A 24,261-nucleotide genomic window follows, 5' to 3' on the forward strand; every position below is an offset into this window, starting at 1 on the left:
TGTGGACATCCCACGAACCTTTCTGCTTGCATGTCCCGCATCGCCGCCCGGGGGTCGGCGCAGCACACGCATTTCCCAGAAAACACACACGTTCAAGGAAGAAGTGGGACCACATGGCGAGCCGGGCCCGGGAACTCCTGGATCGATCACGCGTCCTGCTGGACCGCTCGCGGGTCGCCGCCGCGCAGTTCCTCACCGCGCCCCCGAAGCACCCCGGGTACGCGCCGCCGGCCGGCCCGGCGTTCGTGGAGCTGACCCGGCCGGAGCCGGTGGCCGCGCCGTCCGGCGAAGATGCGCCGTCCGGCGAAGGCGTGCTGGCCGAGATCTGCGCCAGCGTCGCCCTGCGTGACCTCAACCTCCTCGACCAGCTCCTCGCGCGGCTGGAGGAGCTGGAAGCGGGGGAGGAGGACCACCACCGCCTCGCCGAGCTCTACCAGCTCGACCACCTCGCCACGCGGCTGCGGCGCAACGCCGAGAACCTGCGCGTGCTCGCCGGGCAGGACACCGCCGGCGACGCCGCCCGCGCGACCTCGGTGCTCGACCTGATGCGCGAGGCGATGTCGTCGATCAACCACTACGCCCGGATCACCATCGGCCGCGTGGTCAACCTCGGCGTCGTCGGCTTCGCCGCCGAAGACCTGGGCCGGGTGCTGGCGGAGCTGTTCGACAACGCCGCCAACCAGTCCTCGCCGAGCTCGCCGGTGCACGTGAGCGCGCACCTGACCGAGCAGGGCAGCGTGCTCGTCCGGATCGAGGACGAGGGCATCGGCATCCCCGCCGACCGGATCGGCGACCTCAACGCGCGGCTGGCCGCGGGCGGCGACCTCGACGACGCCTCGGCGCGGCACATGGGCCTGGCCGTGGTCGCCCGCCTGGCCGCCCGCCACGGCGTCACCGTGCGGCTCGACCGCCGCAGCCCGCACGGCACGGTCGCCACCGTGCTGCTGCCCACCGGCGTCGTCACCGAGCTCGCCGAGCACGCGTGGTCGGGGACGCGCACCGTCACGGTCGAGCCGGTCAAGACCGGCGCCGGGCCCGAGCCGGCCACCGTCGGCGGGTTGCCGCGCCGCCGCGCCGGGACCTTTCCCCGCGAGTCGCCGGAGCCGCTCACGGCCCGCAAGCCCAGCCCGCGGCCCCGCCCGGTCGAGGGCACGGTCGGCGGGATCACGGCGAACGGCCTGCCGCGCCGGGTGCCCGGCAGCATCCGCGGGGCCGCGCCGGAACCACCGCCACCCCCACCAGCGCCCGCCGAGGACGCGGCCGGGCACGAGCGGCTGCTCGCCGACCTCGGCGCGTTCGCCGACGGCGAGCAGGCCGCGTTGGCGGAGAACCGCACCCGGCACGACGAGACGCCCGGAGGAACCGCCCGGTGAGCGCGCCCCACTCGGCCACGGCGAACTTCGCCTGGCTGCTCGACGACTTCGTGCGCAAGGTGCACGGCGTCAGCCACGCGCTGATCATGAGCGTGGACGGCTTCCCGCTCACCGCGTCGGACTCGGTCGGCGAGGCCGAAGCCGAACAGCTCGCGGCGATCGCCAGCGGCCTGCTCTCCCTGGCGGGCAACAGCGCCGCGCTGTTCGGGAAGGGCGCCTGCGAGCAGATCATCATCCGGCTCACCCACGGCTACTTCCTGTTCATGGGCATCGGATCCGGTGCCGGGCTCGCGGTGCTGACCTCGGGCGAGGCGGACATGAAGGTGGTCGCCTACGAGATGACCCAGTTCATCACCAACGCCGGCCACGCGCTCACCCCCGAGGTGCGCGCGGAGCTGCGGCAGGTGCTGACCGCGCGCCGGCCCCGGATGTGACGCCCGTGCCCGAGGATGTGATGCCCGTGTCCGAAAAGGACACCACACTGCCCCGCCGGCACCGCCGGATCCGCGCGTACGCGCTCACCGGCGGCCGCACCGGCACGCGCCACCAGCTGCTGGTGGAGACGCTGATCTCGGTGCCGCGGTACGACCCGGCGCTGAGCGACACGCTGATGCCCGAGTCGCGTTCGCTCTACGAACGCGCCCGGGTGCGCTGCTCGGTCGCCGAGCTGTCGGTCGGGCTGGACCTGCCGCTGGGTGTGGTGCGGGTGCTGCTCGGCGACCTCGCCTCCCAGGGTGCGGTGTTCGTCCACCCCACCGCGCACGCCTACCACCACGACACCAACGTGCTCGAGAGGATCCTTGATGGGCTCAAGCGGCTCCCCGCCTGAGGGCGATCTGCTGACGATCTCCGCGAAGATCGTCGTCGCCGGGGGCTTCGGTGTCGGCAAGACCACCTTCGTCGGTGCGGTGTCGGAAGTGCCGCCGATGAGCAACGAAGCGTGGATGACCGAGGCCGGGGAAGGCGTCGACGACCTGCCGCCGGGCAACAAGTCGACCACCACGGTGGCGATGGACTTCGGCCGCATCACGCTGCGCCCGGACCTGCTGCTCTACCTGTTCGGCACGCCGGGGCAGGCGCGGTTCTGGTTCCTCTGGGACGACCTGAGCCGCGGCGCGCTGGGCGCGGTCGTGCTGGTCGACACCAGCCGGATCGACGAGTCGTTCGCGGCGATCAACTACTTCGAGAACGACTCGGAGCTGCCGTTCGTGGTGGCGGTCAACCAGTTCGAGGGCAAGCCGGTGCACGACCTCGACGAGGTGCGCGACGCCCTCGCGCTCGACCCGGCCGTCCCGCTGGTCACCTGCGACGCCCGCGACCGCGCGTCCACCATCGCCACCCTGACCGAACTGGTCGGCCACACGCTGTCGCTGGCGGTGCTCTCCGGCCCGGCGGGCCGCGAGCTCGCCGGCAGCGCCGCGCCGCACGCCTGAGAAGGAGAACGAGCTCCATGCGCAAGGTCCTGGTCGTGGGCGCCGGGCAGTCCGGCCTGCAGCTGGCCCTCGGGTTGCAGGCGAAGGACTACGACGTCACCGTGATGTCCGCGCGGACGCCGGAGGAGATCCGGAACGGGCGGGTGATGTCGACGCAGTGCATGTTCCACGACGCCCTGCAGCACGAACGCGACCTCGGGATCAACCTGTGGGAGGCCGAGACGGTCAACGTCGAAGGCCTCGGCGTCTCGGTGGCCGCGCCCGACGGCGGCCGCGCGCTCGACTGGTTCGCCGAGCTCGACCACCCCGCGCAGTCGGTGGACCAGCGGGTCAAGATGGCCGGCTGGCTCGAGCTGTTCGAGGACCGCGGCGGCAAGCTCGTCATCCACGGCGTGATGACGTCCGAGCTGGACGCGCTGGCCCGGCTCTACGACCTGGTGGTCATCTCGGCCGGCAAGGGCGAGCTGGTCCAGCTGTTCGACCGGGTGCCCGAGCGCTCGCCGTACACGCGGCCGATGCGCGCGCTGTCGCTGGTCTACGCCCACGGCGTGGGCCGGCGGCCGGAGCACCCGGACAAGATGGGCGTCCGGTTCAACATCGTCCCCGGCGTCGGGGAGCTGTTCATGATCCCGGCGTACACGCTGAGCGGGAACTGCGACATCCTCTTCTTCGAGGGCGTGCCCGGCGGGCCGCTGGACTGCTTCGACGACCACCCGGGCCCGGACGAGCACTTCCGGCGCGTGCTCGACCTGATGCGGCAGTTCGTGCCGTGGGAGTACGAGCGCTGCCGCGACGCCGAGCTGACCGACTCGAAGGCGACGCTCGCGGGCGGCTACCCGCCGGTGGTCCGGCACCCGGTCGGCACCTTGCCCGGCGGGGCGATCGTGCTGGGCATGGCCGACGTCGTCGTGGCGAACGACCCGATCACCGGGCAGGGCTCGAACAACGCGAGCCACTGCGCGGCGACCTACCTCGACGCGATCGTCTCCCACGGCGACCGGCCGTTCGACGCGGCCTGGATGGAAGCGACGTTCGAGCGCTACTGGGAGTACGCCCGGCACGTGACCGAATGGACCAACGCGCTCCTCCTGCCGCCGCCCCCGCACGTGCTCCAGATCCTCGGGGTCGCGGGCCAGAACCCCGCGGTCGCGCGGCGGTTCGCCAACGGATTCACCGACCCGGCGGACTTCCAGCACTGGTTCATGGACCCGGCGCTCTGGGAGAAGTACCTGGCAGAGGTCTAGATCAGACTGTCGCCCCGGGTCGATTCCGGCTACCGTGGTCACGTTGCGTGAAGACGACAGCGTGGTTCAGCGGAGGTGCGTGGCATGCGGGCGATGTGGAAGGGCTCGGTGTCGTTCGGGCTGGTCAGCATCCCGATCCAGATGTACGCGGCCACCGAGAACAAGAACGTCTCCCTGCGCCAGGTGCACGAAGCCGACGGCGGCCGCATCCAGTACAAGCGGTTCTGCACGATCGACGGCCAGGAGGTGCCGTACGCCGAGATCGCCAAGGGCTACGAGCTGCCCGACGGCGAGATGGTGGTGATCACCGACGCCGAGATGGCCGAGCTGCCGCTGGCCACCCAGCGCACGATCGACGTGCTGGAGTTCGTGCCGCTGGAGTCGATCGACCCGATCCAGTACGACCGGACCTACTACCTGGAGCCGCAGAAGAACGCGGTGAAGCCGTACGTCGTGCTGCGGGACGCGCTGCACAAGTCGAGCCAGGTGGCCATCGCGAAGGTCGCGGTCCGGCAGCGGGAGAGCATGGCGGTGCTGCGCGTGCACGCCGACGTGCTGGTGATGACCACGATGCTGTGGCCGGACGAGGTCCGCGAGCCCGACTTCCCGTTCCTGCGCGACGACCCGCCGCAGATCCGGCCGCAGGAGGTCACCATGGCCGGGTCGCTGATCGATTCGCTGGCCGAGCCGGTGTTCGAGCCGGAGAAGTACCACGACCACTACCGCGAGGCTCTCGAGGAGATGATCGAGGCCAAGGTCGCGGGGGACGAGACGACCAAGCCGGCCGCCGTCACCGCCAAGGCCGAGGTCGTCGACCTGATGGCGGCGCTGCAGGCCAGTGTGGACGCCGCGAAGAAGTCCCGGCAGTCCTCTTCGGAGGCCGCTGCGGCGTCCGAAGTGCCCGAAGCGCCCGCAGCGTCCGATGAGGACGAGAAGCCGGCGAAGAAGAAGCCGGCCACCCGGAAGCGGGCGCCCAAGTCCGCCTGAGTGCGCTCGGACGGGTGGTTGAGCCGACACGCCGCCCGGCTCCCGCGCCCTCGCGCTCCCCGGTCCTACCTTGGGTGCACGAGCGCGGAAAGGCGGTGCGGACATGGAGTGTGCTTCCTGTGACGCCGGGATCGACCACTGCCACGGCACGCTGGTCGTCCACCCGGAAGGCGGATTCGCCGAGTGCACCGAACCGGCCTGTGCGGACGGTGACCGCGTGCGCCACGCCCTGATCGTCGACTGCCAGGGCGTCGGCGGCGGCTGCGGCTGCGCCACCGCGCCGCGGAAGTCGTTGCTGCGCCGAGCTTCCTGAGCCTCCCGCCAGGAACCGCGAAGGCCTTCCCCGTCGGCGGTGAGCCGGCCGGGGGAGGCCTTCGCGGCGTTCGGAATCCGTCAAGGTGGTCACACGATCGTGTATGCAGCTGTGTACAGCGGCTTGGCGATGTGCTAACACTAACGGGGTCCTTCGGCTCTCCCTCCCCCTCGGAGCCGGAGGACCCTTTTCGTTTCCGGGTGTGTCCGTTGTGGATAGGTCAGCGTCGGCTGTACAGTTCACTGCATGGTGACCTGTGAGACGCGGGAGTCGGCGCTGGCCCGGATCGGGCGCGCGCTGTCCGACCCCACCCGGTGCCGGATCCTGACCGCGCTGCTCGATGGCCCGGCCTACCCGGGACGGCTGGCCGCGGAGCTGGAGCTGAGTCGGTCCAATGTGTCCAACCACCTGTCGTGCCTGCGCGGGTGCGGGCTCGTCGTGGCCGGCTACGAGGGTCGTCAGGTGCGGTACGAGATCGCCGACGAACACCTCGCCCGCGCGCTGCGGGAACTCGTCCAGGTCGTTCTGGCGGTCGAACCGCGGGACGCCTGCGAGGACGAGGTGGCGGCGCGATGAAGCCGGAACCGGCGGTCGGAACCTGCGCCGACGGCTGTTGTGCGCCGCCGCCGGTGGGAGAGCCGGCTCGCCGGGCGGTCCTGGTGCGCCGCGTCCGGCTGCTGGTGGCCGCGACCATCACCTACAACGTCGTCGAGGCCGCGGTCGCCCTGACCGCCGGTGCCGCCGCGTCGTCCGGGGCGCTGATCGGCTTCGGGCTGGATTCGGTGATCGAGGTGGCGTCCGCCGTCGCGGTCGCGTGGCAGTTCTCCGGCCGTGCTCCGGAAGCGCGGGAACGGCGTGCGCTGAAGGTGATCGCCATTTCCTTCTTCGCGCTCGCGATTTACGTGACCGGGGAAGCCGTCGGTTCGTTTTTCACCGGCGCGGCGCCGGAAACTTCCCGGACCGGAATCGTGCTCGCCGCCATTTCCCTGGCCGTGATGCCGGCCCTCTCCGCGGCGCAGCGCCGGGCCGGGCGGGAGCTGGGTTCCGCCAGCGCGGTGGCGGATTCGCGGCAGACTTTGCTCTGCACTTACCTTTCCGCGGTGCTGCTGGCGGGGTTGCTGCTCAACGCCCTGTTCGGCTGGTGGTGGGCCGATCCGGTGGTCGCGCTGGCGATCGCCGGGGTGGCGGTGAAAGAAGGCCGAACGGCCTGGCGCGGCCAGCATTGCTGCTGACGCGCCAGGCCGTGGCGGAGTCTCGAGATCAGTACCAGTGCGCCCGCCCGCCGATCCGGCGGCCGGTGCCGCCCAGGATGGCCAGTGCCACACCGGCCACCGCGAGAATGATGCCGATGGTGTACAGCACCGGGATACCGACGATGAACCCGATGATCAGGAGAATTACACCGAGAACGATCACTTGACACACTCCTTCGCACGAGACCCGGCCCGGCTCCGTGCCGTCCGGGCGGATGCGCTTCTCTCGACGGGAGGATGGCCAGTTTCCCGATAAACCAAACTACGGCGAATGGAGCAATCTGGGATCAGTACCGATAGTGATCGAGCTTGTACGGACCTTCGACGTCGACGCCGATGTACTCGGCCTGCGCCTTCGTGAGCTTGGTGAGCTTCACCCCGAGCGCGTCCAGGTGCAGGCGGGCCACCTTCTCGTCGAGGTGCTTCGGCAGCCGGTGGACGTCGGTGGCGTACTCGCCGGGCTTGGTGAACAGCTCGATCTGCGCGATCGCCTGGTTGGTGAACGAGTTCGACATCACGAACGACGGGTGACCGGTCGCGTTGCCGAGGTTCATCAGGCGGCCCTCGGACAGCACGATGATCGCGTGGCCGTCCGGGAACGTCCACTCGTGCACCTGCGGCTTGATCTCCTTCTTCACGATGCCCCGCAGCTTCGCCAGCCCGGCCATGTCGATCTCGTTGTCGAAGTGCCCGACGTTGGCGACGATGGCGTTGTGCTTCATGCGGCTCATCTGGTCGGCCGAGATGATGCCGAAGTTGCCGGTGGTGGTGATGAAGATGTCGCCGGTGCCCACCACGTCGTCGAGCTCGACCACGTCCAGGCCGTCCATCGCCGCCTGCAGCGCGCAGATCGGGTCGATCTCGGTGACCGCGACCCGGGCGCCCTGGCCGCGCAGCGCCTCGACCGCGCCCTTGCCGACGTCGCCGTAGCCGCAGACGACCACGCGCTTGCCGCCGATCATCACGTCGGTGGCCCGGTTCAGGCCGTCCACAAGGGAGTGCCGGATGCCGTACTTGTTGTCGAACTTGGACTTCGTCACCGAGTCGTTGACGTTCATCGCCGGGAAGAGCAGCTCGCCGTCCTTGGCCAGCTTGTAGAGCCGCTTGACGCCGTTGGTCGTCTCCTCGGTGACCCCGCGGATCTCCTTGGCCATCCGGGTGAACCGGTCGCCGTCGGCGGCGAGGCTCGCGCGGAGGGTGTCGAGGATGATCCGGTACTCCTCCGGGTCCTCTTCGGACGGTTGCGGCACCGCGCCGGCCGCCTCGAACTCCACCCCCTTGTGGACGAGCAGGGTGGCGTCGCCGCCGTCGTCGAGGATCATGTTCGGGGCCTGCCCGCCGGGGAAGGCGAAGAGCTGGTCGGTGCACCACCAGTACTCTTCGAGCGTCTCGCCCTTCCACGCGAACACCGGCGTGCCGGTGGGGGCGTCCACCGTGCCCTCCGGGCCGACGACGACCGCGGCGGCGGCCTCGTCCTGGGTGGAGAAGATGTTGCAGGACACCCAGCGCACCTGCGCGCCGAGGGCGACCAGGGTCTCGATGAGCACGGCGGTCTGCACGGTCATGTGCAGCGACCCGGCGATCCGGGCACCCTTCAGCGGCTGGGCGGCGGCGTATTCGCGGCGGATCGCCATCAGGCCGGGCATCTCGTGCTCGGCCAGCCGCAGCTGGGTGCGGCCGGCGTCGGCCAGGGACAGGTCGGCCACGGCGAAGTCGAGGCCGTTTCGGGTCTGCAGTTTGTCACTCATGCTTCGGTGCACTCCGGAGTTCGTCGGGATGCGCTCGGGAGGCGGCACGGAAGTGCGTGCGGAGACAAAGAAGAAGGCACCTCCCTCGCGGGAGGCGCCCTTGGAGTCGTGTGTCGGGCCGAGCGTGGCGGAAGGGGCTTCCGTCGCAGCGCCTCTCGGCCCGGATCCAGGATGGCAAAGCCGCCGCGAGGCTGTCAAGCGAGCGAGCGGGCCAGGAGAACGTCGTCGACATCGGTGCCGTCGAGGTGGAATTCGCCCCGCAGCACGCCTTCCACGACGAACCCGCAGCGCTCGTAGACCCGCCGCGCGCCGGTGTTCGGCCCGAGGACCCGCAGCGTCACCTTGCGGGCGCCCCGCCGGCGGGCTTCGGCCACGGCGGCCTCGACGAGCTGCCCGGCGATGCCGAGCCGCTGCCGGTCCGGATCGACGGCGAGGCCGTCGAGCACCACCACGTGCCGGTGGGCGGGGATGCCGAACCCCTCGCCGAGCCGCACGTACCCGGCGACGACGCCGTCGTGCTCGGCGACGAGTACGTCCTCGGGCCGCGTGCCGTCGTCGAAGAACGGCGTGCCCGGCGGCGGTGCCGGGGCGGGGGAGACGGCCGGGGTCCAGGTGCGTTCGTCGATCTTCGCGAGCGCGGAGTCGTCCTCGGCGCGGGCGGCCCGGATCGTGATCACCGGGACATCCTGGCCGAACCGGACGGCGTGCGCGAAAGGGTTTTTCAGAGCAGGTGCGCGCGCCGCCAGAGGCCTTCCGAGCGGCCGCCGATCAGGCCCGCGTCGCGCAGGAACGGCACGATCTTCTCGGCCATCCAGCGGCGCGTCTCGTGGAAGTGCGGGTTCGCCAGCGCCGCGGCGCGGCCTTCGCGCGGGTCGATCCCGACGCTGCGGTAGATCCGCGCGTCGACCATGCTGTCGATCACGCCGAACGCGACCAGCGCGGTCCGCAGCCGGTGCCGCCGCAGCGCCGCCTTCGACAGCTTCGGCGTCTCGCGCAGCACCTCCTCCTTGGCGAACCGGACGTGCCGGGCCTCCTCGACCACGTGGATGCGGTTGACCGAGCGGATCAGCGGCTGGATGCCGTCATCGTCCATCATCGACCGCTGGAGCCGGTCGGTGGTCTCCTCGGCGACCAGCACGCTGGCGAACATCGACGGCCCGGCGGCGGTCGCGCCGAACACCTTCGCGGCGCGGTGGATGACCTTCGGGACGCCGTAGCGCGGGACGCCGAGCCGCTCGGCGGTGCGGGCGAACATCACCGAGTGCCTCGTCTCGTCGCCGATCTCGGTCATCGCGTACTGCGCGTGCTCGGTGCGGGCGTCGAGGTCGAAGACGTACCGGGCGAGCAGCTGCATCAGGACGATCTCGAACCACAGGCCGACGCTCATGATGCTGGCGATCTCGTGCTTGGACAGCTCGATCCGCTGCTCCGGCGTCAGTTTCGCCCACAGGTCCGTGCCGTAGAGGGAGACGCGCTCGAGCGGCATGTAGGCCTTGCCCTCGGCGAGCGGTGCCGCCCAGTCGACGTCCACGTACGGGTCGTAGGAGTTCTTCGCGGAGCTCTTGAGCAGGCGAGCCGCGGTGACGTCCCGGTCCTGGGCCTCGACGCCCATGGCGGCCTCCGGAAAGTAGGGGGTACGCGATGTACTAGTTACTTCGGCGAGCGTACACCGCCCGGCGCGTCCTGAGTAGGCTTTCGCCGTGACCAAGGTCGACGGACGGGCGACGCGCTGGGCGGGCCAGCAGGAACGCCGGCGCGCGGAGTTCGTCGACGCCGCGCTGGCCGCCATCGCCGAGCACGGCCCGGACGTCTCGACCGAGCAGATCGCCGAACGCGCCGGCGTCGCCCGCACCCGCCTGTACCGGCACTTCTCCGACGCGGCCGACCTCCGGCGGGCGATCGCTCAGCGCGCGGCCGAGCTGGTGACGGCTGACCTGGCGCCGCTCTGGCACCCCGAGGGGTCGCCGAACGAGATGATCTCCACGGTGATCTCGACGCACCTGCGCTGGCTGACCGAGCACGCCCACCTGCACCGCTACCTCGCCCGCGGGGTGCCGGACGGCCCCGACGTCCGCGGCGCCATCGCCCGCCACCTCAGCGGGCTGTTCACGGGCTACCTGACGGCGTTCGGCCTGGACCCGGCCCCAGGCGACACGATCGCCTTCGGCCTGGTCGGCTACGTCGAATCGGCGACGACCCGCTGGCTGGACCACCCGGGCACGCTCACCCGGCCCCAGCTGACAACCCAGCTCACGGGCACGATCTGGGCAATGCTCGACCACACGCTGCGGGCGGGCGGGGTACAGCTCGACCCGGACCGGCCGTTGCCGCTGCCGGAGGGGCTCTAGTCTCCGCGCGGGAACTCGGCGCGCACGCCCAGCAGCCGCACCGCGCGGGTCAGCTCGAACATCCCGAGCACCTCCTGCGCCGCCCGGTCCAGCTCGGCCGCGTCCGAGGTCGGTTCCGCGAGCGTGATGCTGTGCGTGTGGGTCAGGAACGGCACGAACCGCACCTTGACCGCCACCCGCGCCGCCGGGCGGCCTTCGTCGAGGACGTCCTGGGCGACGCGCTTCGCCAGCGCCGAGACCTCGGCCGCCATCTGCGCCGGGTCCGTCAGGTCGTGCTGGAACGTCGTCTCGCGGCTGCGGGAGCGGGCCACCCACGGGGTGGCGCTCACCTCGGCGTCGCTGATGCCGCCGCCGAGCAGCCGCAGCCACGGGCCGGTCTTCGGGCCGAACCGCGCCGCCAGCTCGGCCGGGTCGGCGCCGGCCAGGTCCAGCACGGTGCCGATGCCCAGCGAAGCGAGCTTCTTCGCCGTCTTGCCGCCGATGCCCCACAGCGCGTCGGTCGGGCGGGCCGCCATCACGTCCCACCAGTTCTCCTGCGTCAGCCGGTAGATCCCGCCCGGCTTGCCGAACCCGGTGGCGAGCTTGGCCCGCAGCTTGTTGTCGCCGATCCCGACCGCGCACGACAGGCCCGTCTCACGCGCCACCGCTTCCTTGATCGCGACGGCCAGCGCCTCGGGGTCGGCCGTTTCCGCCCCGACGAACGCCTCGTCCCAGCCGAGCACCTCGACCACCACCGGCAGCTTCCGCACGGCGGCCATCACGCGGGCCGACACCTCGAGGTAGGCGTCGGGATCACTGGGCAGGAAGACCGCGTCCGGGCAGCGCCGGGCCGCGATCCGCAGCGGCATGCCGGACTGGACGCCGAACTCGCGGGCCTCGTACGACGCCGTCGCGACGACCGCGCGTTCGGTGGGGTCGCCGTTGCCGCCGACCACGACGGGCTTCCCGCGCAGCTCCGGGTGGCGGGCGATCTCGACCGCGGCGATGAACTGGTCGAGGTCGACGTGCAGGACCCACTTCACGTCGCTCAGTCTGCCTCAGATCGTCAGAGGCGGTGCCTCGCCACGTGGGTCCAGACGGTGGCGGTGAGGGCGAGGATCCCGCACAGCGTCACGCCCGGGTCGGGCAGCACCAGGCCCAGGACCAGCAGGGTCACGGCGGTGAGGTCGAAGGCGATCAGGAGGGCGCTGCGGAGCGCGCGCGACTTCGGCCGCCGGCCGTCGCGCAGCGCGGCGGCCAGGTCGGGGTCGCTGAGCTCGAGGCTGCGCTCGATCTTCTCGAGCTCGGTGCGATCGTGGTGACTGAGCATCGGGGTACTCCTTCGGCGCCGAACCCGCCGTATCGCCGTAGCGAATACCCAATCGTCCTCCTCGCGAACCGCCGAACGCCTTCTGATTTCGTGCTTTTCTCTGGTCCGACCGGGTGATCCGCGCTCCGTGACCGGCGGCTGCCACGTTAAGTTGCCGCATGAACGTGGCCGGTCACGGCCCGGCGGCTGGGGGCGGCCACGTCCTGCTGTCGTGCCCGTGCCCGGTCCGGACCTTCAAGCAAGCGGAGGATTCCATGACCCTGCCCACCGAACCGATCGGCAGCATCCCGCGTCCCGCCTACCTCGTCGAAGGCCTCGGCGCGTTCGCGGCCGGCGAGATCGACGCGGCCGCGCTCGCCGAGCTGGAGAGCCGCGCGCTGGCGGACACGATCCGCCGGTTCGAGGAGACCGGCTCGCCGGTGCTGAGCGACGGCGAACAGGGCAAGCCGAGCTTCGCGACCTACCCGCTGGCCGGCCTCGAAGCCCTGGCGCCGGACGGGGTCGTCATCCCCTTCGCCGACGGGCACACCCGGCAGCTGCCGCGGCTGACCGCGGGCCCCTTCCGCTACGCGACCCACGCGGATGCGTACCTCACGCGCGCGAAAACGCTTACCGACCGGCCCGTCAAGCAGGCGGTGATCGCCGCGTCCGCGCTCTCGCTGATCTACCCGGCCGACGGCATCGAGGGGTACTCGCAGGAGCAGTTCGTCGCCGACCTGGTGAACGAGGCCGAGGCGGACATCCGCGGCAGCTTCGAAGCCGGCGCGGACAGCGTGCAGATCGACTTCACCGAGGGACGGCTGTCGCTGAAGCTCGACCCGTCCGGCGGGCTGCTGCGGCAGTTCGTCGAGCTCAACAACGCCGTCCTCGACCGGTTCACCGCCGAGGAGCGCGCGAAGATCGGCGTCCACACCTGCCCGGGCGGCGACCAGGACTCCGTGCACAGCCTCGACGTCGACTACGCGGGCCTGCTGCCGGCGTTGTTCGACCTCAAGGCCGGCCGCTTCTTCGTGCAGCTGGCCAGCGAAGCCGACCCGGAGCGCGCGCTGCGGGTGATCGCCGACCACGTCCAGGCCGACCAGCGGGTCTTCGTCGGCGTCACCGACCCGATCGACCCGCGCGTGGAGACGGCGGAGGAGGTCCGCGACCGGGTGCTCACCGCGGCCAAGTACCTGCCGGCCGACCGGCTCGGCACCTGCGACGACTGCGGGTTCTCGCCGTTCGCCGACGACACGTCGACCTCGCGCGACATCGCGTTCGCGAAGATCGCGGCCCGGGTCGAGGGCACGCGGCTGGCGTCCGAGAAGCTCGGCTGAGCGCGGCGGCGTGAGCCCGTCGGCGGGCTCACGCCGTCTCGGCGGCGACCTTCAGCCCGAGGGCGACGAGCACGGTGCCCAGGACGGCGTCGAGGCTGCGGCGGACGCGGCCGGCGCTGAAGAACCGCTTCAGCGCCCCGACCACGACGGCGAGGGTGACGAACCACAGCACCGTGCCGGCGGTGGCGATCGCGGCCAGTTCGAGGGTCTGCAGGGTGGAGCCGTCGGCGGGCAGGAACTGGGGGAGCAGGGCCAGGAAGTAGACGGCGACCTTGGGGTTGAGCAGGTTCGTCACCAGGCCCTGGCGGAAGGCGGCGCCGGCCTTGAGCTGCCGGGCCCCGGTGGTCTCGGCGAGATCCCGGTACTCGCCGCGGCGCACGGCCAGCCACGCCTTGACCCCGAGCACGACGAGGTAGGCCGCGCCGGCGAGCTTGACGACGGTGAACGCGACGGCCGAAGCGGTGAGCATGGCGGCGACCCCCAGGGCGATCGCGACCACCCAGGCGAAGACCCCGAGCGCGATCCCGGTCCCGGCGGCGATCCCGGCCCGCCGCCCGCCGGTGAGCGCCGACCGCGTCACGACGACGAAGTCCGGCCCGGGCGACATCGCCCCGAGCACGACGACCAGCAGGAACGAGGCGGCGGTGGCGGCGGGGATCATGCGCCGAGGATACGACCGGCCGCCAGTGGTTTCCCTGGTGGAACGACGTGGATGTTCGAATTTGAACCTCGTGTAGGGTCGATCTTGTGGGTGACACCAGGGGCGAGGACATGACGGCCGGGGTGCGGACGCGGGTGCGGATCCCGCTGCGGCTCGACGGCGGTGTCGCGGTCGACGCCGAAGCCGTGACGTTCCGCGGCCTGGCCGACGGCGCCGAGCACCTGGCGTTCGTCCTGGGCGCGCCCGGCGAGGTACCGCTGGTGCGGCCGCACTCGGAGTGCCTGACCGGCGACGTCTTCGGGTCGGCGCGCTGCGACTGCGGGCCGCAGCTGGCCGAAGCGGTCGCGCGGATCGCCGAGACCGGCGGGTACCTGCTGTACCTGCGGCAGGAGGGCCGGGGGATCGGGCTGTACAACAAGCTCGACGCGTACGCCCTGCAGGACGGCGGCCTCGACACCTACGCCGCGAACGCCGCGCTCGGCCTGCCCGAAGACGCCCGCGACTACACGGTGGCGGCGCAGATGCTCGGCGCGCTCGGCGTCAGCCGGATCGACCTGCTGTCGAACAACCCGGACAAGGCCGCCCAGCTGAGCGCGGCCGGCATCGCGGTGCGCGACCGGGTGCCGACGGGCGTGTTCGCGACCGAGAGCAACGTACGGTACCTGCGGGCGAAGGCCGAGCAGACCGGGCACACGCTGAGCCTGCCCGGCCTGGCCAGCTGATCCGCGCGGCTGGCCCGCATTTCGCGGGGCCGGTCGGCGCGCCTGAAGGGGCGGTTGGCGTGCCGGGAAGGCGCGGCTGGCGTGCCGCGAGGGTCCGCCCGCGCGCCTGGAGGATCGGTCAGGTGAGGCGTTGCGCGGCCGCGGCGGCCGGGCCGGTGGTCAGCTTCTCCAGCAGCCCGATCAACGCCGCGCGCTCCTCCGGTGTCAGCGATGCCACCCAGGCCTGCTCCCGCTGGTTGTGCTCCTGGTAGGCGTCGGTCACCGCCGTGTGGCCCGCGGCCGTCAGGGCGAGTTCCACCGCGCGGCGGTCGTGGGCCACCTGGGTGCGGGTCACCAGGGCGTCCCGCTCCAAGGTCTTGACCAGGGCCGACACCGCCGCCCGGCTCATCCCGGCGAGGCGGGCCACGTGGCGGGACTCCAGCGGCCCCGCCAGCCACAGCACGAACAGCACCCGGAAACCACCCCAGCTCCAGCCGCGGGGGCGGTGGACCGTCGACTCCCAGTCGTAGACCAGCGCGCCCGCCAGGCGGTGCAGCGTCAGGCCGAGGCGCATCGCCACCGGGTCGGTCGCGGGCAGCTCGGCCTGCGTCTTGCCGATCGCGTAGTCGACGAACGAGAGGTAGTCGAGGTCGGCCGGTCGGTCCGTCATGCGGCCCAGGTTAGGGGAAACGGGGTTCCCCGCGGCGGTCCGGCGGGCTAGCCTGACCGGATAGTCAATCCTTTGACGATCAAGGAGCGCTCGCCGTGACGAAGAAAGCCTTCGCCTCTTCGGCCGACCTGGCGGAGAAAGCGCAGACCCTCGAAATCCTCGCCGACGGCGTCTACGCACTCACCGCCGAAGGCGACCCGAACATCGGCGCCATCGAGGGCGAGGACTTCCTCGTCTGCTTCGAAGCGCTGGCCACGCCGGTCGCGGCCGCGGAGTGGCTCGCGAAACTGCGCGAGCACACCGACAAACCGGTCCGCTACCTGGTGCTGAGCCACTACCACGCCGTGCGCGTGCTGGGCGCGTCCGCCTTCGACGCCGAAGTCATCGTCGCGCACGAGAACACCCACGCCCTGGTCGCCGAGCGCGGCAAGGAGGACTGGGAAAGCGAGTTCGGCCGGATGCCGCGGCTGGCGAAGGGCGCCGACTCGGTGCCCGGGCTGACCTGGCCGACGCTCACCTTCTCCGACCGCCTCACCATCGACCTCGGCGGCGACCGCGGCGACCTCGTGCTGCAGTACTGCGGGCGCGGTCACACCGAGGGCGACATCGTCGCCTGGCTGCCGCGCCGGCACATCCTCTACGCCGGCGACCTCGTCGAAGCCGAAGCCGCGCTGTACACCGGCGACGCGTTCCACCGCGACTGGGCCACGTCCACTTTGGACCGGGTGGCCGCCTTCGAAGCCGAGACCCTGATCGGCGGCCGCGGCGGGGTCAGCCGCGGCCGCGAAGCGGTCGACGCCGCCATCGCGCAGACCCGGCACTTCCTGACCACGATGCTGCGCGAGGTCGGCGCGGTCCGCGACGCCGGCGGCACCCTCAAGGAGGCCTTCGAGCGCACGCACGCGGCGTTGAACGACCGGTACGGCCACTGGCCGATCTTCGAGCACTGCCTGCCCTTCGACGTCTCGCGCCTGTGGGACGAGCTGTCCGGGATCGAGCGGCCGGTGGTGTGGACGGCCGAACGCGACCGCGAAGTCTGGGACCGGCTCCAGGGATGACGGTCGCGGTCCTCGGCAGCGGCCCGGTCGGCCAGACGGCCGCGCTGCTGCTCGCGCGCCGGGGCGTGCCGGTCGTGCTCGTCGACGAGCACGAGGTGCGCGACCCCGTCGGGTCCAAGTCCATCTGCCACCAGCGCGACACCCTGGACGTCTGGGCGTCGCTGGGCGCGGGCTGCCTCGCCGAGGAAGGCCTCACCTGGACGACCTCGCGGACGTTCCACCGCGACGGCGAACTGTTCTCGCTGACGCTCCCCGACGGCGGATCGGCGCTGCCGCCGTTCGTGAACCTGTCCCAGGCGCGCGTCGAGGAGGTGCTGGACGAGCTCATCGCCCGGCAGCCGCTGATCGACGTCCGCCGCGGTCACCGCGTCACCGGCCTGACCCAGCCGGGCTGCGTTGAGATCCGGTGCGAGACGCGGGACGGCCCGCGCCGGATCGAAGCGGACTACGCGATCGCCTGCACCGGAGCCCACGGCGACGCGGTGCGCCGGGCTCTCGGCCAGCACCTGGCCGGCGTGTCCTTCCGGGACCTGTTCCTGATCTGCGACATCCGCGCCGACCTGCCGGGCTGGGCGGCCGAGCGGCGGTTCTGGTTCGACCCGCCGTGGAACCCCGGCCGCCAGGTGCTGATCCACCCGTGCCCCGGCTCGCGGTTCCGCGTCGACTGGCAGGTCCCCGAGGACTACGACCTCACGGCGGAGGAGTCGCAAGGGGCGCTCGACCGGCGGATCCGGGCGATCATCGGCGCCCGGCCGTACGAGGTGGCCTGGCGGTCGGTGTACCGCTTCCACACGCGGCTCGTCGACCGGATGCGCGTCGGCCGGGTGCTGCTGGCCGGGGACTGCGCGCACCTCGTCGCGCCGTTCGGGGCGCGCGGCCTCAACTCCGGGGTGGCCGACGCCGAGAACGCGGCCTGGAAACTGGCCGCCGTCCTGCGCGGCGACGCGGAGGAGGAGCTGCTGGAGAGCTACCACGCCGAGCGGCACGCGGCGGCGGTGGAAAACGCGGCCGTCACCACCGCCACGATGGATTTCCTGGTGCCCCGGGACGAGGAGCAGCGCCGTCGCCAGCTCGACGTCCTCGCCCGGGCGGAGCACGACCCGGACGCCTGCGCGCAGGTCGACTCGGGCCGGCTGGCCGAACCGTTCTGGTACACCGATTCGCCCCTGACCACGCCCGATCCGCAACGGCCGTTCGCGGGACGGCCGCCGCGGGGGGCGTTGCCGCCGCCGGGACCGGGTGTGCTGCTCCCGGACGTGACCGTCGAAGGTGGCCGGTTGCGCGACCTGGCCCGGCAGGGGTTCCTGGTCCTGACCACCCCCGGGGTGCGGGCGCCCGGCGTGCGGTCGGTGCGGATCCCGGTGGGCGGGGCGCTGGGTGCGCGTCCGGGCGAAGCCTGGCTGGTCCGCCCGGACGCGTACGTCGCCGCGGTGCTACGGGTAGGAGACCAGCGGGCTCACCTGGTGCCCGGTGTTCGCGGCGTCACCCGTGTCGTTGACGACGTGGGCGATCGTGCCGACGCCGCCGAGTGACACCGAGACGAGGTTGTGCAACCGGACCCCGCCGGTGTTCGGCACCTCGAAGGAATGAGCGGCCACGATGGACGGGTTGGTGTTGAAGAAGCAGTAGCTGCCCAGGCCCCAGCCTTCGTGGCTGGTCACCGAGTCGGCCACCTTGTACGCCGCCCAGCCCTGCCGGCCGCCGCCGCTGGACCAGGACGCCTGGTCCGGCGGGTCGTAGGGCATTTCGTTCTGGAAGAAGTACGTCCGCCCGCCGTTACCGTTCCAGAGCACTTCGTACTGCTGGTAGTGCTCGACGAACAGGCCGTACATCGTGACGTTGGCGCCGTTGACGACCAGGCCGTTGGCCGCGGTGTTGACGTTCCAGCCGACGCCGTAGGAGTGGTCGCCGCGCCAGAGCCACATGTGGTCGCCGAGGACGTTGTTCGAGTTGACCACCAGGGTCTGCGTGGCCTTCCCGACGGCCGCGCCGCCGATCCGGAAGAACACGTCGTGCAGCGACGTCGGATTGCCCGCGTGGTTGGCGTTGGAGCCCGGCGGGCCGACCTGGACGAGCACCGGCGAGTTGACCGCGCCCGCGTCGATGAGCAGCCCGGCGATCTTCACGCCGTCCACATCGGACGTCGTGATGGCCGCGGTGCCGTTGGTGGGCATCAGGGTCGCCAGGCCGAGGCCGAGCACCACGGTGTCCGGGCGGGTGACGTTCAGCGCCTGGTCGAGGTGGTAGACGCCCGGCGTCACCAGGAGGTTCTTGCCCGCGGCCAAGGCGGCGTTGAGCGTCGCGGCCGAGTCGGACGGATGTGCGACGTAGAACTCGCTCAGCGAGATCGACTGCCCGGCCGGCGTGCCGTGACCCCAGCTCGTGCCCGACGAGTTCTGCCGCAGCCCCGGCACGAACACGTTGTAGCTGCCCGAACCGTCGACGTAGAGGAACGGCTTCTCACGGATCACCGGGGTCTGCCCGACGACCGTTTCCGGCGGGTTCGGGAAGGACGCCGGCGGGGTGCCGGTCGAGCCGACGAACACCATGTTCCAGACGCCGCCCTGCCAGCCGCCGAGCTCGCTGTTGCGGGTCAGGAACTGCTGCTGGGAACCGGAAACGGCGACGCCGTCGATCTTGCTGTCGGCGATCAGGCCACCGCTGGCCCAGCCGTCCCCGCCGTTCCAGAGCTGGATCTGGCTGCCGCGCAGGTGCATCCGGCGGTAGGGGGCGGCCTGCGCGACGGCCCAGCGTTCGACCTGGCCGGCCGGCAGCGTCACCGACAGGTTTTCGGCGGACCGCCAGAAGTTCTGCGTCGCGTTGCCCTTGTTGTTCGGGTTGTCACCCTGCTGCAGCCAATCCGCTTCGACGCGGACGTGCCCGTTGAGGTTGACGTCGTCGGGGGACAGGCCCAGGCCGGCGACCTGCTCGTAGAAGCCGAGGTTGACGTCGGCGTTGTAGGTGCCCGGCTTGAACAGCACGGCGTAGCGCTCGTTGCCGAACTGGTTGGTGTGCTGCTGGTTCGCCAGCTGCGTCAGCCGGTTCTGGATCGTCGCGGCCGGGGTCGAGGGGTCGAACACCGACACGTTCGGCCCGAAGTCCGGGTTGCGCGGATCGGTCGGCGGGATGGTCGTGCCGCCGCCGGTGCCGTGCGCGGCGACCTCCCACAGCGAGTAGCCGTAGCCGGTCGCCCGCTGGGTGCCGTGGACGCGCAGGTAGCGCGCGGTGCCGGACAGCGGCACGGTCTGCGTGCCGCCGGTGCCGGTGGTCGTCGAGTACGCGGTGGTCCAGGTGGCCGCGTCGGCCGAGAGCTGCACGGTGAACGCGCGGGCGTACGCGGCTTCCCAGCTGAGGACCACGTCGCAGAGCTGCTGCGCGGAACCCAGGTCGACCTGCAGCCACTGCGGGTCGCTGAACGCGCTGGACCAGCGCGTGCCGGGATTGCCGTCGACCGCGGCGGACGCCGGCGTCCCGCCGTTCTCGGTCGAGGAGGCAGTCGCGGGATGGCCCTGCGCGAGGTTCGTGGTGCCGCACGCGGCGGCCCGCGCCGGGGCGCCGGCCACCACCGTGGTGGCGAACGCGGCGGCCACGGCGGTCGCGAGGACGAGGAGGCGGTGCACGGGGGAGAACGTCGTTGATCTCATGAGCCTGCCTGCTGGATCGGGGAGGACGAGCGGAACGGCAGCGGACCGGGCGAGCCCCACAGCTCGCGCCGGTGTCGGGTGGTGCGGCGGGTGCGCGCCCGCAGCCCCGCCCGGGCACCGTGAGCCGGAGGAGCGGTGCCGGGTGGGGTGCCGGTGCGAACCGGTCAGCCCGAACGGGTTTGGCGCGGCGGAGCCGTTCCGGTTGGCGGTCACGGAACCGGTTCCGTCGGTGAGCTCGCAGTTAACAGCGCGGGACTCCGCGGAGTCAAGGATCCGGCGCGGATTCCTTCGCCCGGCCCAGTGCCCGTTGACATTTTACGACTCTTTATTTATACCTTGAATTAAGAGCGTGCCGCCGGCCGGGACCCACACCCGCGCCGCGGGCCACGTGAGCCGATCCGCGCCGGGGCAACGCCGTCCCGGCGCCGGTTCGCCGTGGAGGTGCCCCATGCAACGCCGCATGCCGAGGATCCGGGTTCTCACCGTCCTCGCCCTGACCCTGGCCGCTCTGCTGACCGCTCCCGTCGCCCGGGCCGCGCCCGTCCTGCTCTCGCAAGGCCGTCCGGTGACGGCGTCCTCGGCCGAGTCCGCCGCGTTCCCGGCGACCGCCGCCGTCGACGGCGATCCCGGGACGCGCTGGTCCAGCGCCTTCTCCGATCCGCAGACCCTGCAGGTCGACCTCGGTTCGAACCAGCAGGTCTCGCAGGTCGTCCTGAGCTGGGAAGCCGCCTACGCCAAGGCCTTCACCCTCCAGGCGTCCACCGACGGCACGTCCTGGACCTCCCTCTACGCCACCACGGCCGGGACCGGCGGGACGCAGACCCTGACCGTCACCGGCAGCGGCCGGTACGTCCGGCTCACCGGCACCCAGCGCGCCACGCAGTACGGGTACTCGCTCTGGGAGTTCCAGGTCTACGGTGGCGGCACCACACAGCCCGGCGACGTCCTGCTGTCCTACGGCAAGTCCGGCACGGCGTCCTCCTACCAGGACGACGGCGCGTGCCCCGGCTGCGTCCCGGCGAAGGCCTTCGACCGCGACCCGGCCACGCGCTGGGCGACCAGCGCGACCACCGGCTGGGTCGACCCCGGCTGGATCACCGTCGACCTCGGGGCGCCCGCGGCGATCCACCGGGTCGTCCTGCAGTGGGACCCGGCCTACGCGGTCGCCTACCAGCTCCAGGTCTCGAACGACAACGCCACCTGGACGCCGATCTACTCGACCAGCAGTGGCAAGGGGTTCAAGGAGACGCTGACCGTCAACGGTTCCGGGCGGTACGTCCGGATGTACGGCACCGCCCGCTCCAACGGTTACGGCTACTCGCTGTGGGGCTTCGACGTCTACGGCACCGGCGGCAACCCGACCCAGCCCCCGCCCGCGCCGCCGGCCCCGCACTTCCCGGGCACGCTGGTCTGGAGCGACGAGTTCAACGGCGCCGCGGGCGCGGCCCCCGACGCGAGCAAGTGGACCGCGGAGACCGGGCCGGGCGTCAACAACGAGCTCGAGTACTACACGAACAACAACAACGCCAAGCAGGACGGCCGCGGCAACCTCGTCATCCAGGTCCGCCGGGAAGCCACGCCGGGCAGTGCCTGCCCGCCGGACCCGATCAGCGGCAGCACGACCTGCCAGTACACCTCGGGCCGGCTCAACACCGCGGGCAAGTTCAGCTTCACCTACGGCCACGTCGAGGCGAACATCAAGGTGTCCGGCACGCAGGGGCTCTGGCCCGCGTTCTGGTTGCTGGGCGCGAACTTCTTCAGCGGCACGCCGTGGCCGAACTGCGGGGAGATCGACATCATGGAGCACGTCGGGAAGGCGCCGAACCTGGCCTACTCGACGATCCACGCCCCGGCCTACAACGGCGCCGGCGGTGTCGGCGCGCCCTACGACCTCGGCCAGGACGTCTCGGCGGGCTTCCACCGCTTCGGCCTCGACTGGGACGCCACCCACATGACCTTCTCCGTCGACGGCACCCCGTTCCAGACGATCGACCGGGACACCGTCGAGAGCACGCGCGGGCCGTGGGTCTACGACCACCCGTTCTTCCTGATCCTCAACAACGCGATCGGCGGCGACTTCCCCGGCCCGCCGGGCGCGGGGACGGTGCTCCCGCAGGACATGGTGATCGACTACGTGCGGGTGTACCAGTGAGCCGGCTACCCCGGTGAGTCCCCGCTCCCGGGGGCGCTGACCGGCCGCGTCGACTCGCGGACCACCAGTGCCGTCGGGACGATCAGCGGGGCGTCCGGGGCCGGCGCGCCGGCCAGGCGGTCGAGCAGCAGCCCGGCCGCCGTCTCGCCCATCTGCCGCAGCGGCTGGCGGATCGTGGTGAGCGGCGGCTGGGTGTGCGCGGCCAGGGGGATGTCGTCGAACCCGACCACGGCGACGTCCCCCGGCACCGCACGGCCCGCCTTGCGCAGGCCCGCCAGCACGCCCGCCGCCGTGAGGTCGTTGTGCGCGAAGACCGCGTCGAACTCCGGGCCCGTTTCGAGGAGCTGGAGGATCGCCGCCTCGCCGCTTTCGCTCGTGAAGTCGCCTTCGATGATCAGCCGCGAGTCGAGGGTCAGGCCGGCGTCGAGAACGGCTTCGTTGAAGCCGTTGAGGCGATCGGCGGTGCAGCCGAAGTCGCGCGGCCCGGTGACCGTGGCGAGCCGGGTGCGGCCGGTGCCGAGCAGGTGGCGGGCCGCGGCCGCGCCGCCCTGCCGGTTGTCCGTGCCCACCGACGGGAACGCCGGACGGCGGCCGCGGTCGTCGATCACCACCACCGGCAGCCCGGAGTCGTGCAGCACCCGCAGGTGCCGCACCGCGTCCGGCGGTTCCACCAGCAGCAGGCCGTCGAACGCCTTCGCCGACACCTGGCGCGAGAACTCGCCGAGGGAGTCGGCGCCGCGGTTGGCGGTAGACAGCAGCAGGCCGTAGCCCTTCGACTCCACGACGTCGGCGACGCCCTGCAGCACCTCGCCCATCCACGGCCAGGTCAGCCCCGGCACCAGCATCCCGACCGTGCGCGTCACCCCGCGGGCCAGCCCGACCGCGCCGGCACTGGGGATGTACCCGGTCGCGGCGATCACCTCGCGCACCCGGATCGCGGTCGCGGCGTCCACGTCCGCCTTGTTGTTGAGCACCCGCGACACGGTCGTCTTGCTCACCCGCGCGCGGCGGGCGACCTCGGCGATCGTGACGCGCATCCGTCCTCCCGATCGGGCGGTGGAAAGCCCCGTGGTGACAAGGTACTCGCCCGCGGGCCCGCCGCGACCGGTGCGAGATCGATCAAGTGCGGACGACATCGGCGCCGCGGCGGCCTCCGGTCCGATGTGGACACTGGCTTCGTATAACGCCCTATACCTGAGCGCGCCGCCGGTGCCGAGCGTCGGCGGGTGGACGAGCAGGGTGTCCCGGTCGACCAGCCCGGTGGCCGCCGGGGCCGCGTGGTGAGATGACAACGTGATCATCGACCCGTGGGTGCTGCTCCTGCTCGTGCTGGCCGGCGTCGGGGCCGGCCTGACCGGGGCGACCGCCGGGCTCGCGTCGCTGGTGTCCTACCCCGCGCTGCTCGCCGCCGGGCTGCCGCCGGTGACCGCCAACGTCACCAACACCGTCGCCATGCTCGGCACCACCGTGGGCGCCGCGGCCGGCGCCCGTCCCGAACTGGCCGGGCAGCGCCGCCGGCTCCTCCCGCTCTGCGCCATCACCACCGTCGGCGGCGCGTGCGGCGGCCTGATCCTGCTGCTGACGCCGTCCGGCGCGTTCACCGTCATCGTGCCGTGGCTGATCGGCGGGGCGTCGCTGGTGCTGATGGCCGGGCCGCGGCTGCGCCGGCTGGCCGAAGGCGCCGAGCACCACGGCCTCAGCCCGGTGACCGGCGTGGTCGCGTTCCTGATCGGGATCTACGGCGGCTACTTCGGCGCCGCCGCGGGCGTGCTGATGCTCGCGCTGCTGGTCACCGTCTGGAGCCAGCCGCTGGCCCGCACCAACGCGGCGAAGAACCTGGTCACCGGCTCGGCGAACCTGCTCGCCGCGATCGTCTTCGCGGTCACCGGCAAGGTCGTCTGGCCGGCCGCGCTCGCCGTCTGCCTCGGCTCGCTCGGCGGCTCCTGGCTGGGATCCGCGCTCGTGCGCCGGCTGCCGGCCACCCCGCTGCGCATCGCGATCGGAATAGGCGGACTGGGCCTGGCGATCGTCCTGGGCCTGCGGGCATGATC

26 protein-coding genes and 1 riboswitch are annotated in these 24,261 nt (G+C 71.9%); of the genes, 16 read left to right on the plus strand and 10 right to left on the minus strand.

All coding sequences use genetic code 11. The features are described from left to right. Positions 1-113: 113 nt before the first annotated feature. From ACWEF6_RS00965 to ACWEF6_RS01005, 9 genes are all read left to right on the plus strand, one after another. A complete protein-coding gene (locus ACWEF6_RS00965) occupies positions 114-1,373 on the plus strand; it encodes a sensor histidine kinase (RefSeq protein ID WP_449680975.1) in 1,260 nt (419 codons plus the stop codon). Further along, positions 1,370-1,807, plus strand: a complete 438-nt coding sequence (locus tag ACWEF6_RS00970) for a roadblock/LC7 domain-containing protein (protein ID WP_103341531.1) — start codon at positions 1,370-1,372, stop codon at positions 1,805-1,807. Before ACWEF6_RS00965 ends, ACWEF6_RS00970 begins: the two co-directional genes overlap by 4 nt. A gap of 20 nt (positions 1,808-1,827) precedes the next feature. Beyond that, complete coding sequence (locus ACWEF6_RS00975) at positions 1,828-2,202, plus strand: DUF742 domain-containing protein (protein ID WP_449680976.1); 375 nt, start codon at positions 1,828-1,830, stop codon at positions 2,200-2,202. Next, positions 2,177-2,806, plus strand: coding sequence for a GTP-binding protein (locus ACWEF6_RS00980; protein ID WP_449680977.1), 630 nt, complete (start codon positions 2,177-2,179; stop codon positions 2,804-2,806). The genes ACWEF6_RS00975 and ACWEF6_RS00980 overlap by 26 nt, the downstream gene beginning before the upstream one ends. A gap of 17 nt (positions 2,807-2,823) precedes the next feature. Further along, positions 2,824-4,050 (plus strand): styrene monooxygenase/indole monooxygenase family protein, encoded by a 1,227-nt coding sequence (locus ACWEF6_RS00985; protein ID WP_449680978.1) that lies wholly within the window; start codon positions 2,824-2,826, stop codon positions 4,048-4,050. Between the two features lie 84 nt (positions 4,051-4,134). Next, positions 4,135-5,037 carry a non-homologous end joining protein Ku gene (gene ku, locus ACWEF6_RS00990; protein WP_449680979.1) on the plus strand — a complete coding sequence of 301 codons (903 nt, stop codon included), beginning with the start codon at positions 4,135-4,137 and terminating at the stop codon, positions 5,035-5,037. Between the two features lie 103 nt (positions 5,038-5,140). Beyond that, positions 5,141-5,350: a hypothetical protein gene (locus ACWEF6_RS00995; protein WP_449680980.1), complete on the plus strand. Its 210-nt coding sequence runs from the start codon at positions 5,141-5,143 to the stop codon at positions 5,348-5,350. 246 nt (positions 5,351-5,596) lie between these two features. Then, a complete protein-coding gene (gene cmtR / locus ACWEF6_RS01000) occupies positions 5,597-5,926 on the plus strand; it encodes a Cd(II)/Pb(II)-sensing metalloregulatory transcriptional regulator CmtR (RefSeq protein ID WP_378191277.1) in 330 nt (109 codons plus the stop codon). After that, entirely contained in the window at positions 5,923-6,582 is a 660-nt protein-coding gene (locus ACWEF6_RS01005) for a cation transporter (protein WP_449680981.1), read from the plus strand. Before cmtR ends, ACWEF6_RS01005 begins: the two co-directional genes overlap by 4 nt. A 28-nt stretch (positions 6,583-6,610) precedes the next feature. Here ACWEF6_RS01005 and ACWEF6_RS01010 read toward each other — a convergent pair whose 3' ends face one another. From ACWEF6_RS01010 to ACWEF6_RS01025, 4 genes are all read right to left on the minus strand, one after another. Further along, positions 6,611-6,766, minus strand: a complete 156-nt coding sequence (locus ACWEF6_RS01010; protein ID WP_086678182.1) for a hypothetical protein — start codon at positions 6,764-6,766, stop codon at positions 6,611-6,613. Between the two features lie 124 nt (positions 6,767-6,890). Continuing rightward, entirely contained in the window at positions 6,891-8,351 is a 1,461-nt protein-coding gene (ahcY, locus tag ACWEF6_RS01015; RefSeq protein WP_449680982.1) for an adenosylhomocysteinase, read from the minus strand. Positions 8,352-8,436: 85 nt separating this feature from the next. After that, positions 8,437-8,514, minus strand: a riboswitch (S-adenosyl-L-homocysteine riboswitch). A 31-nt stretch (positions 8,515-8,545) separates the two neighbouring features. Then, entirely contained in the window at positions 8,546-9,028 is a 483-nt protein-coding gene (locus ACWEF6_RS01020; protein WP_449680983.1) for an N-acetyltransferase family protein, read from the minus strand. 44 nt (positions 9,029-9,072) lie between these two features. Continuing rightward, positions 9,073-9,963: an AurF N-oxygenase family protein gene (locus ACWEF6_RS01025; protein WP_449680984.1), complete on the minus strand. Its 891-nt coding sequence runs from the start codon at positions 9,961-9,963 to the stop codon at positions 9,073-9,075. Between the two features lie 88 nt (positions 9,964-10,051). Here ACWEF6_RS01025 and ACWEF6_RS01030 point away from each other — a divergent pair, with 88 nt between their 5' ends. Further along, a complete protein-coding gene (locus ACWEF6_RS01030; protein WP_449680985.1) occupies positions 10,052-10,699 on the plus strand; it encodes a TetR/AcrR family transcriptional regulator in 648 nt (215 codons plus the stop codon). Here the strand turns inward: ACWEF6_RS01030 and ACWEF6_RS01035 are convergent. Both ACWEF6_RS01035 and ACWEF6_RS01040 read right to left on the minus strand, forming a co-directional pair. Then, entirely contained in the window at positions 10,696-11,721 is a 1,026-nt protein-coding gene (locus ACWEF6_RS01035) for a DNA polymerase IV (RefSeq protein ID WP_449680986.1), read from the minus strand. The genes ACWEF6_RS01030 and ACWEF6_RS01035 overlap by 4 nt on opposite strands. 23 nt (positions 11,722-11,744) lie before the next feature. Beyond that, the gene (locus tag ACWEF6_RS01040) at positions 11,745-12,008 is read right to left on the minus strand and encodes a DUF3040 domain-containing protein (protein ID WP_449680987.1); all 264 of its coding nucleotides are present in this window, start codon (positions 12,006-12,008) and stop codon (positions 11,745-11,747) included. 254 nt (positions 12,009-12,262) lie between these two features. On the opposite strand from ACWEF6_RS01040, the gene ACWEF6_RS01045 reads away from it, so the two are divergent. After that, complete coding sequence (locus tag ACWEF6_RS01045; protein ID WP_449680988.1) at positions 12,263-13,324, plus strand: cobalamin-independent methionine synthase II family protein; 1,062 nt, start codon at positions 12,263-12,265, stop codon at positions 13,322-13,324. A 28-nt stretch (positions 13,325-13,352) separates the two neighbouring features. On the opposite strand, the gene ACWEF6_RS01050 is transcribed toward ACWEF6_RS01045, so the two are convergent. Further along, positions 13,353-13,985 (minus strand): LysE family translocator, encoded by a 633-nt coding sequence (locus tag ACWEF6_RS01050; protein ID WP_449680989.1) that lies wholly within the window; start codon positions 13,983-13,985, stop codon positions 13,353-13,355. Between the two features lie 110 nt (positions 13,986-14,095). Here ACWEF6_RS01050 and ACWEF6_RS01055 point away from each other — a divergent pair, with 110 nt between their 5' ends. Beyond that, positions 14,096-14,707 carry a GTP cyclohydrolase II gene (locus ACWEF6_RS01055; protein WP_449681033.1) on the plus strand — a complete coding sequence of 204 codons (612 nt, stop codon included), beginning with the start codon at positions 14,096-14,098 and terminating at the stop codon, positions 14,705-14,707. 118 nt (positions 14,708-14,825) lie between these two features. On the opposite strand, the gene ACWEF6_RS01060 is transcribed toward ACWEF6_RS01055, so the two are convergent. Beyond that, a complete protein-coding gene (locus ACWEF6_RS01060; protein ID WP_449680990.1) occupies positions 14,826-15,356 on the minus strand; it encodes a MarR family winged helix-turn-helix transcriptional regulator in 531 nt (176 codons plus the stop codon). Positions 15,357-15,451: 95 nt separating this feature from the next. Here ACWEF6_RS01060 and ACWEF6_RS01065 point away from each other — a divergent pair, with 95 nt between their 5' ends. Beyond that, positions 15,452-16,414, plus strand: a complete 963-nt coding sequence (locus ACWEF6_RS01065) for an MBL fold metallo-hydrolase (RefSeq protein ID WP_449680991.1) — start codon at positions 15,452-15,454, stop codon at positions 16,412-16,414. Then, positions 16,411-17,946 (plus strand): FAD-dependent monooxygenase, encoded by a 1,536-nt coding sequence (locus ACWEF6_RS01070; RefSeq protein WP_449680992.1) that lies wholly within the window; start codon positions 16,411-16,413, stop codon positions 17,944-17,946. Before ACWEF6_RS01065 ends, ACWEF6_RS01070 begins: the two co-directional genes overlap by 4 nt. Here ACWEF6_RS01070 and ACWEF6_RS01075 read toward each other — a convergent pair. Continuing rightward, complete coding sequence (locus ACWEF6_RS01075) at positions 17,848-20,058, minus strand: discoidin domain-containing protein (RefSeq protein ID WP_449680993.1); 2,211 nt, start codon at positions 20,056-20,058, stop codon at positions 17,848-17,850. The two genes, ACWEF6_RS01070 and ACWEF6_RS01075, sit on opposite strands and share 99 nt — an antisense overlap. 448 nt (positions 20,059-20,506) lie before the next feature. On the opposite strand from ACWEF6_RS01075, the gene ACWEF6_RS01080 reads away from it, so the two are divergent. Then, entirely contained in the window at positions 20,507-22,210 is a 1,704-nt protein-coding gene (locus tag ACWEF6_RS01080; protein WP_449680994.1) for a discoidin domain-containing protein, read from the plus strand. Between the two features lie 5 nt (positions 22,211-22,215). On the opposite strand, the gene ACWEF6_RS01085 is transcribed toward ACWEF6_RS01080, so the two are convergent. Then, the gene (locus ACWEF6_RS01085; RefSeq protein WP_449680995.1) at positions 22,216-23,247 is read right to left on the minus strand and encodes a LacI family DNA-binding transcriptional regulator; all 1,032 of its coding nucleotides are present in this window, start codon (positions 23,245-23,247) and stop codon (positions 22,216-22,218) included. A 256-nt stretch (positions 23,248-23,503) separates the two neighbouring features. On the opposite strand from ACWEF6_RS01085, the gene ACWEF6_RS01090 reads away from it, so the two are divergent. Beyond that, positions 23,504-24,259 (plus strand): sulfite exporter TauE/SafE family protein, encoded by a 756-nt coding sequence (locus ACWEF6_RS01090; RefSeq protein ID WP_449680996.1) that lies wholly within the window; start codon positions 23,504-23,506, stop codon positions 24,257-24,259. Positions 24,260-24,261 lie beyond the last annotated feature (2 nt).

This window comes from Amycolatopsis sp. NPDC004772 (genome assembly GCF_053601215.1).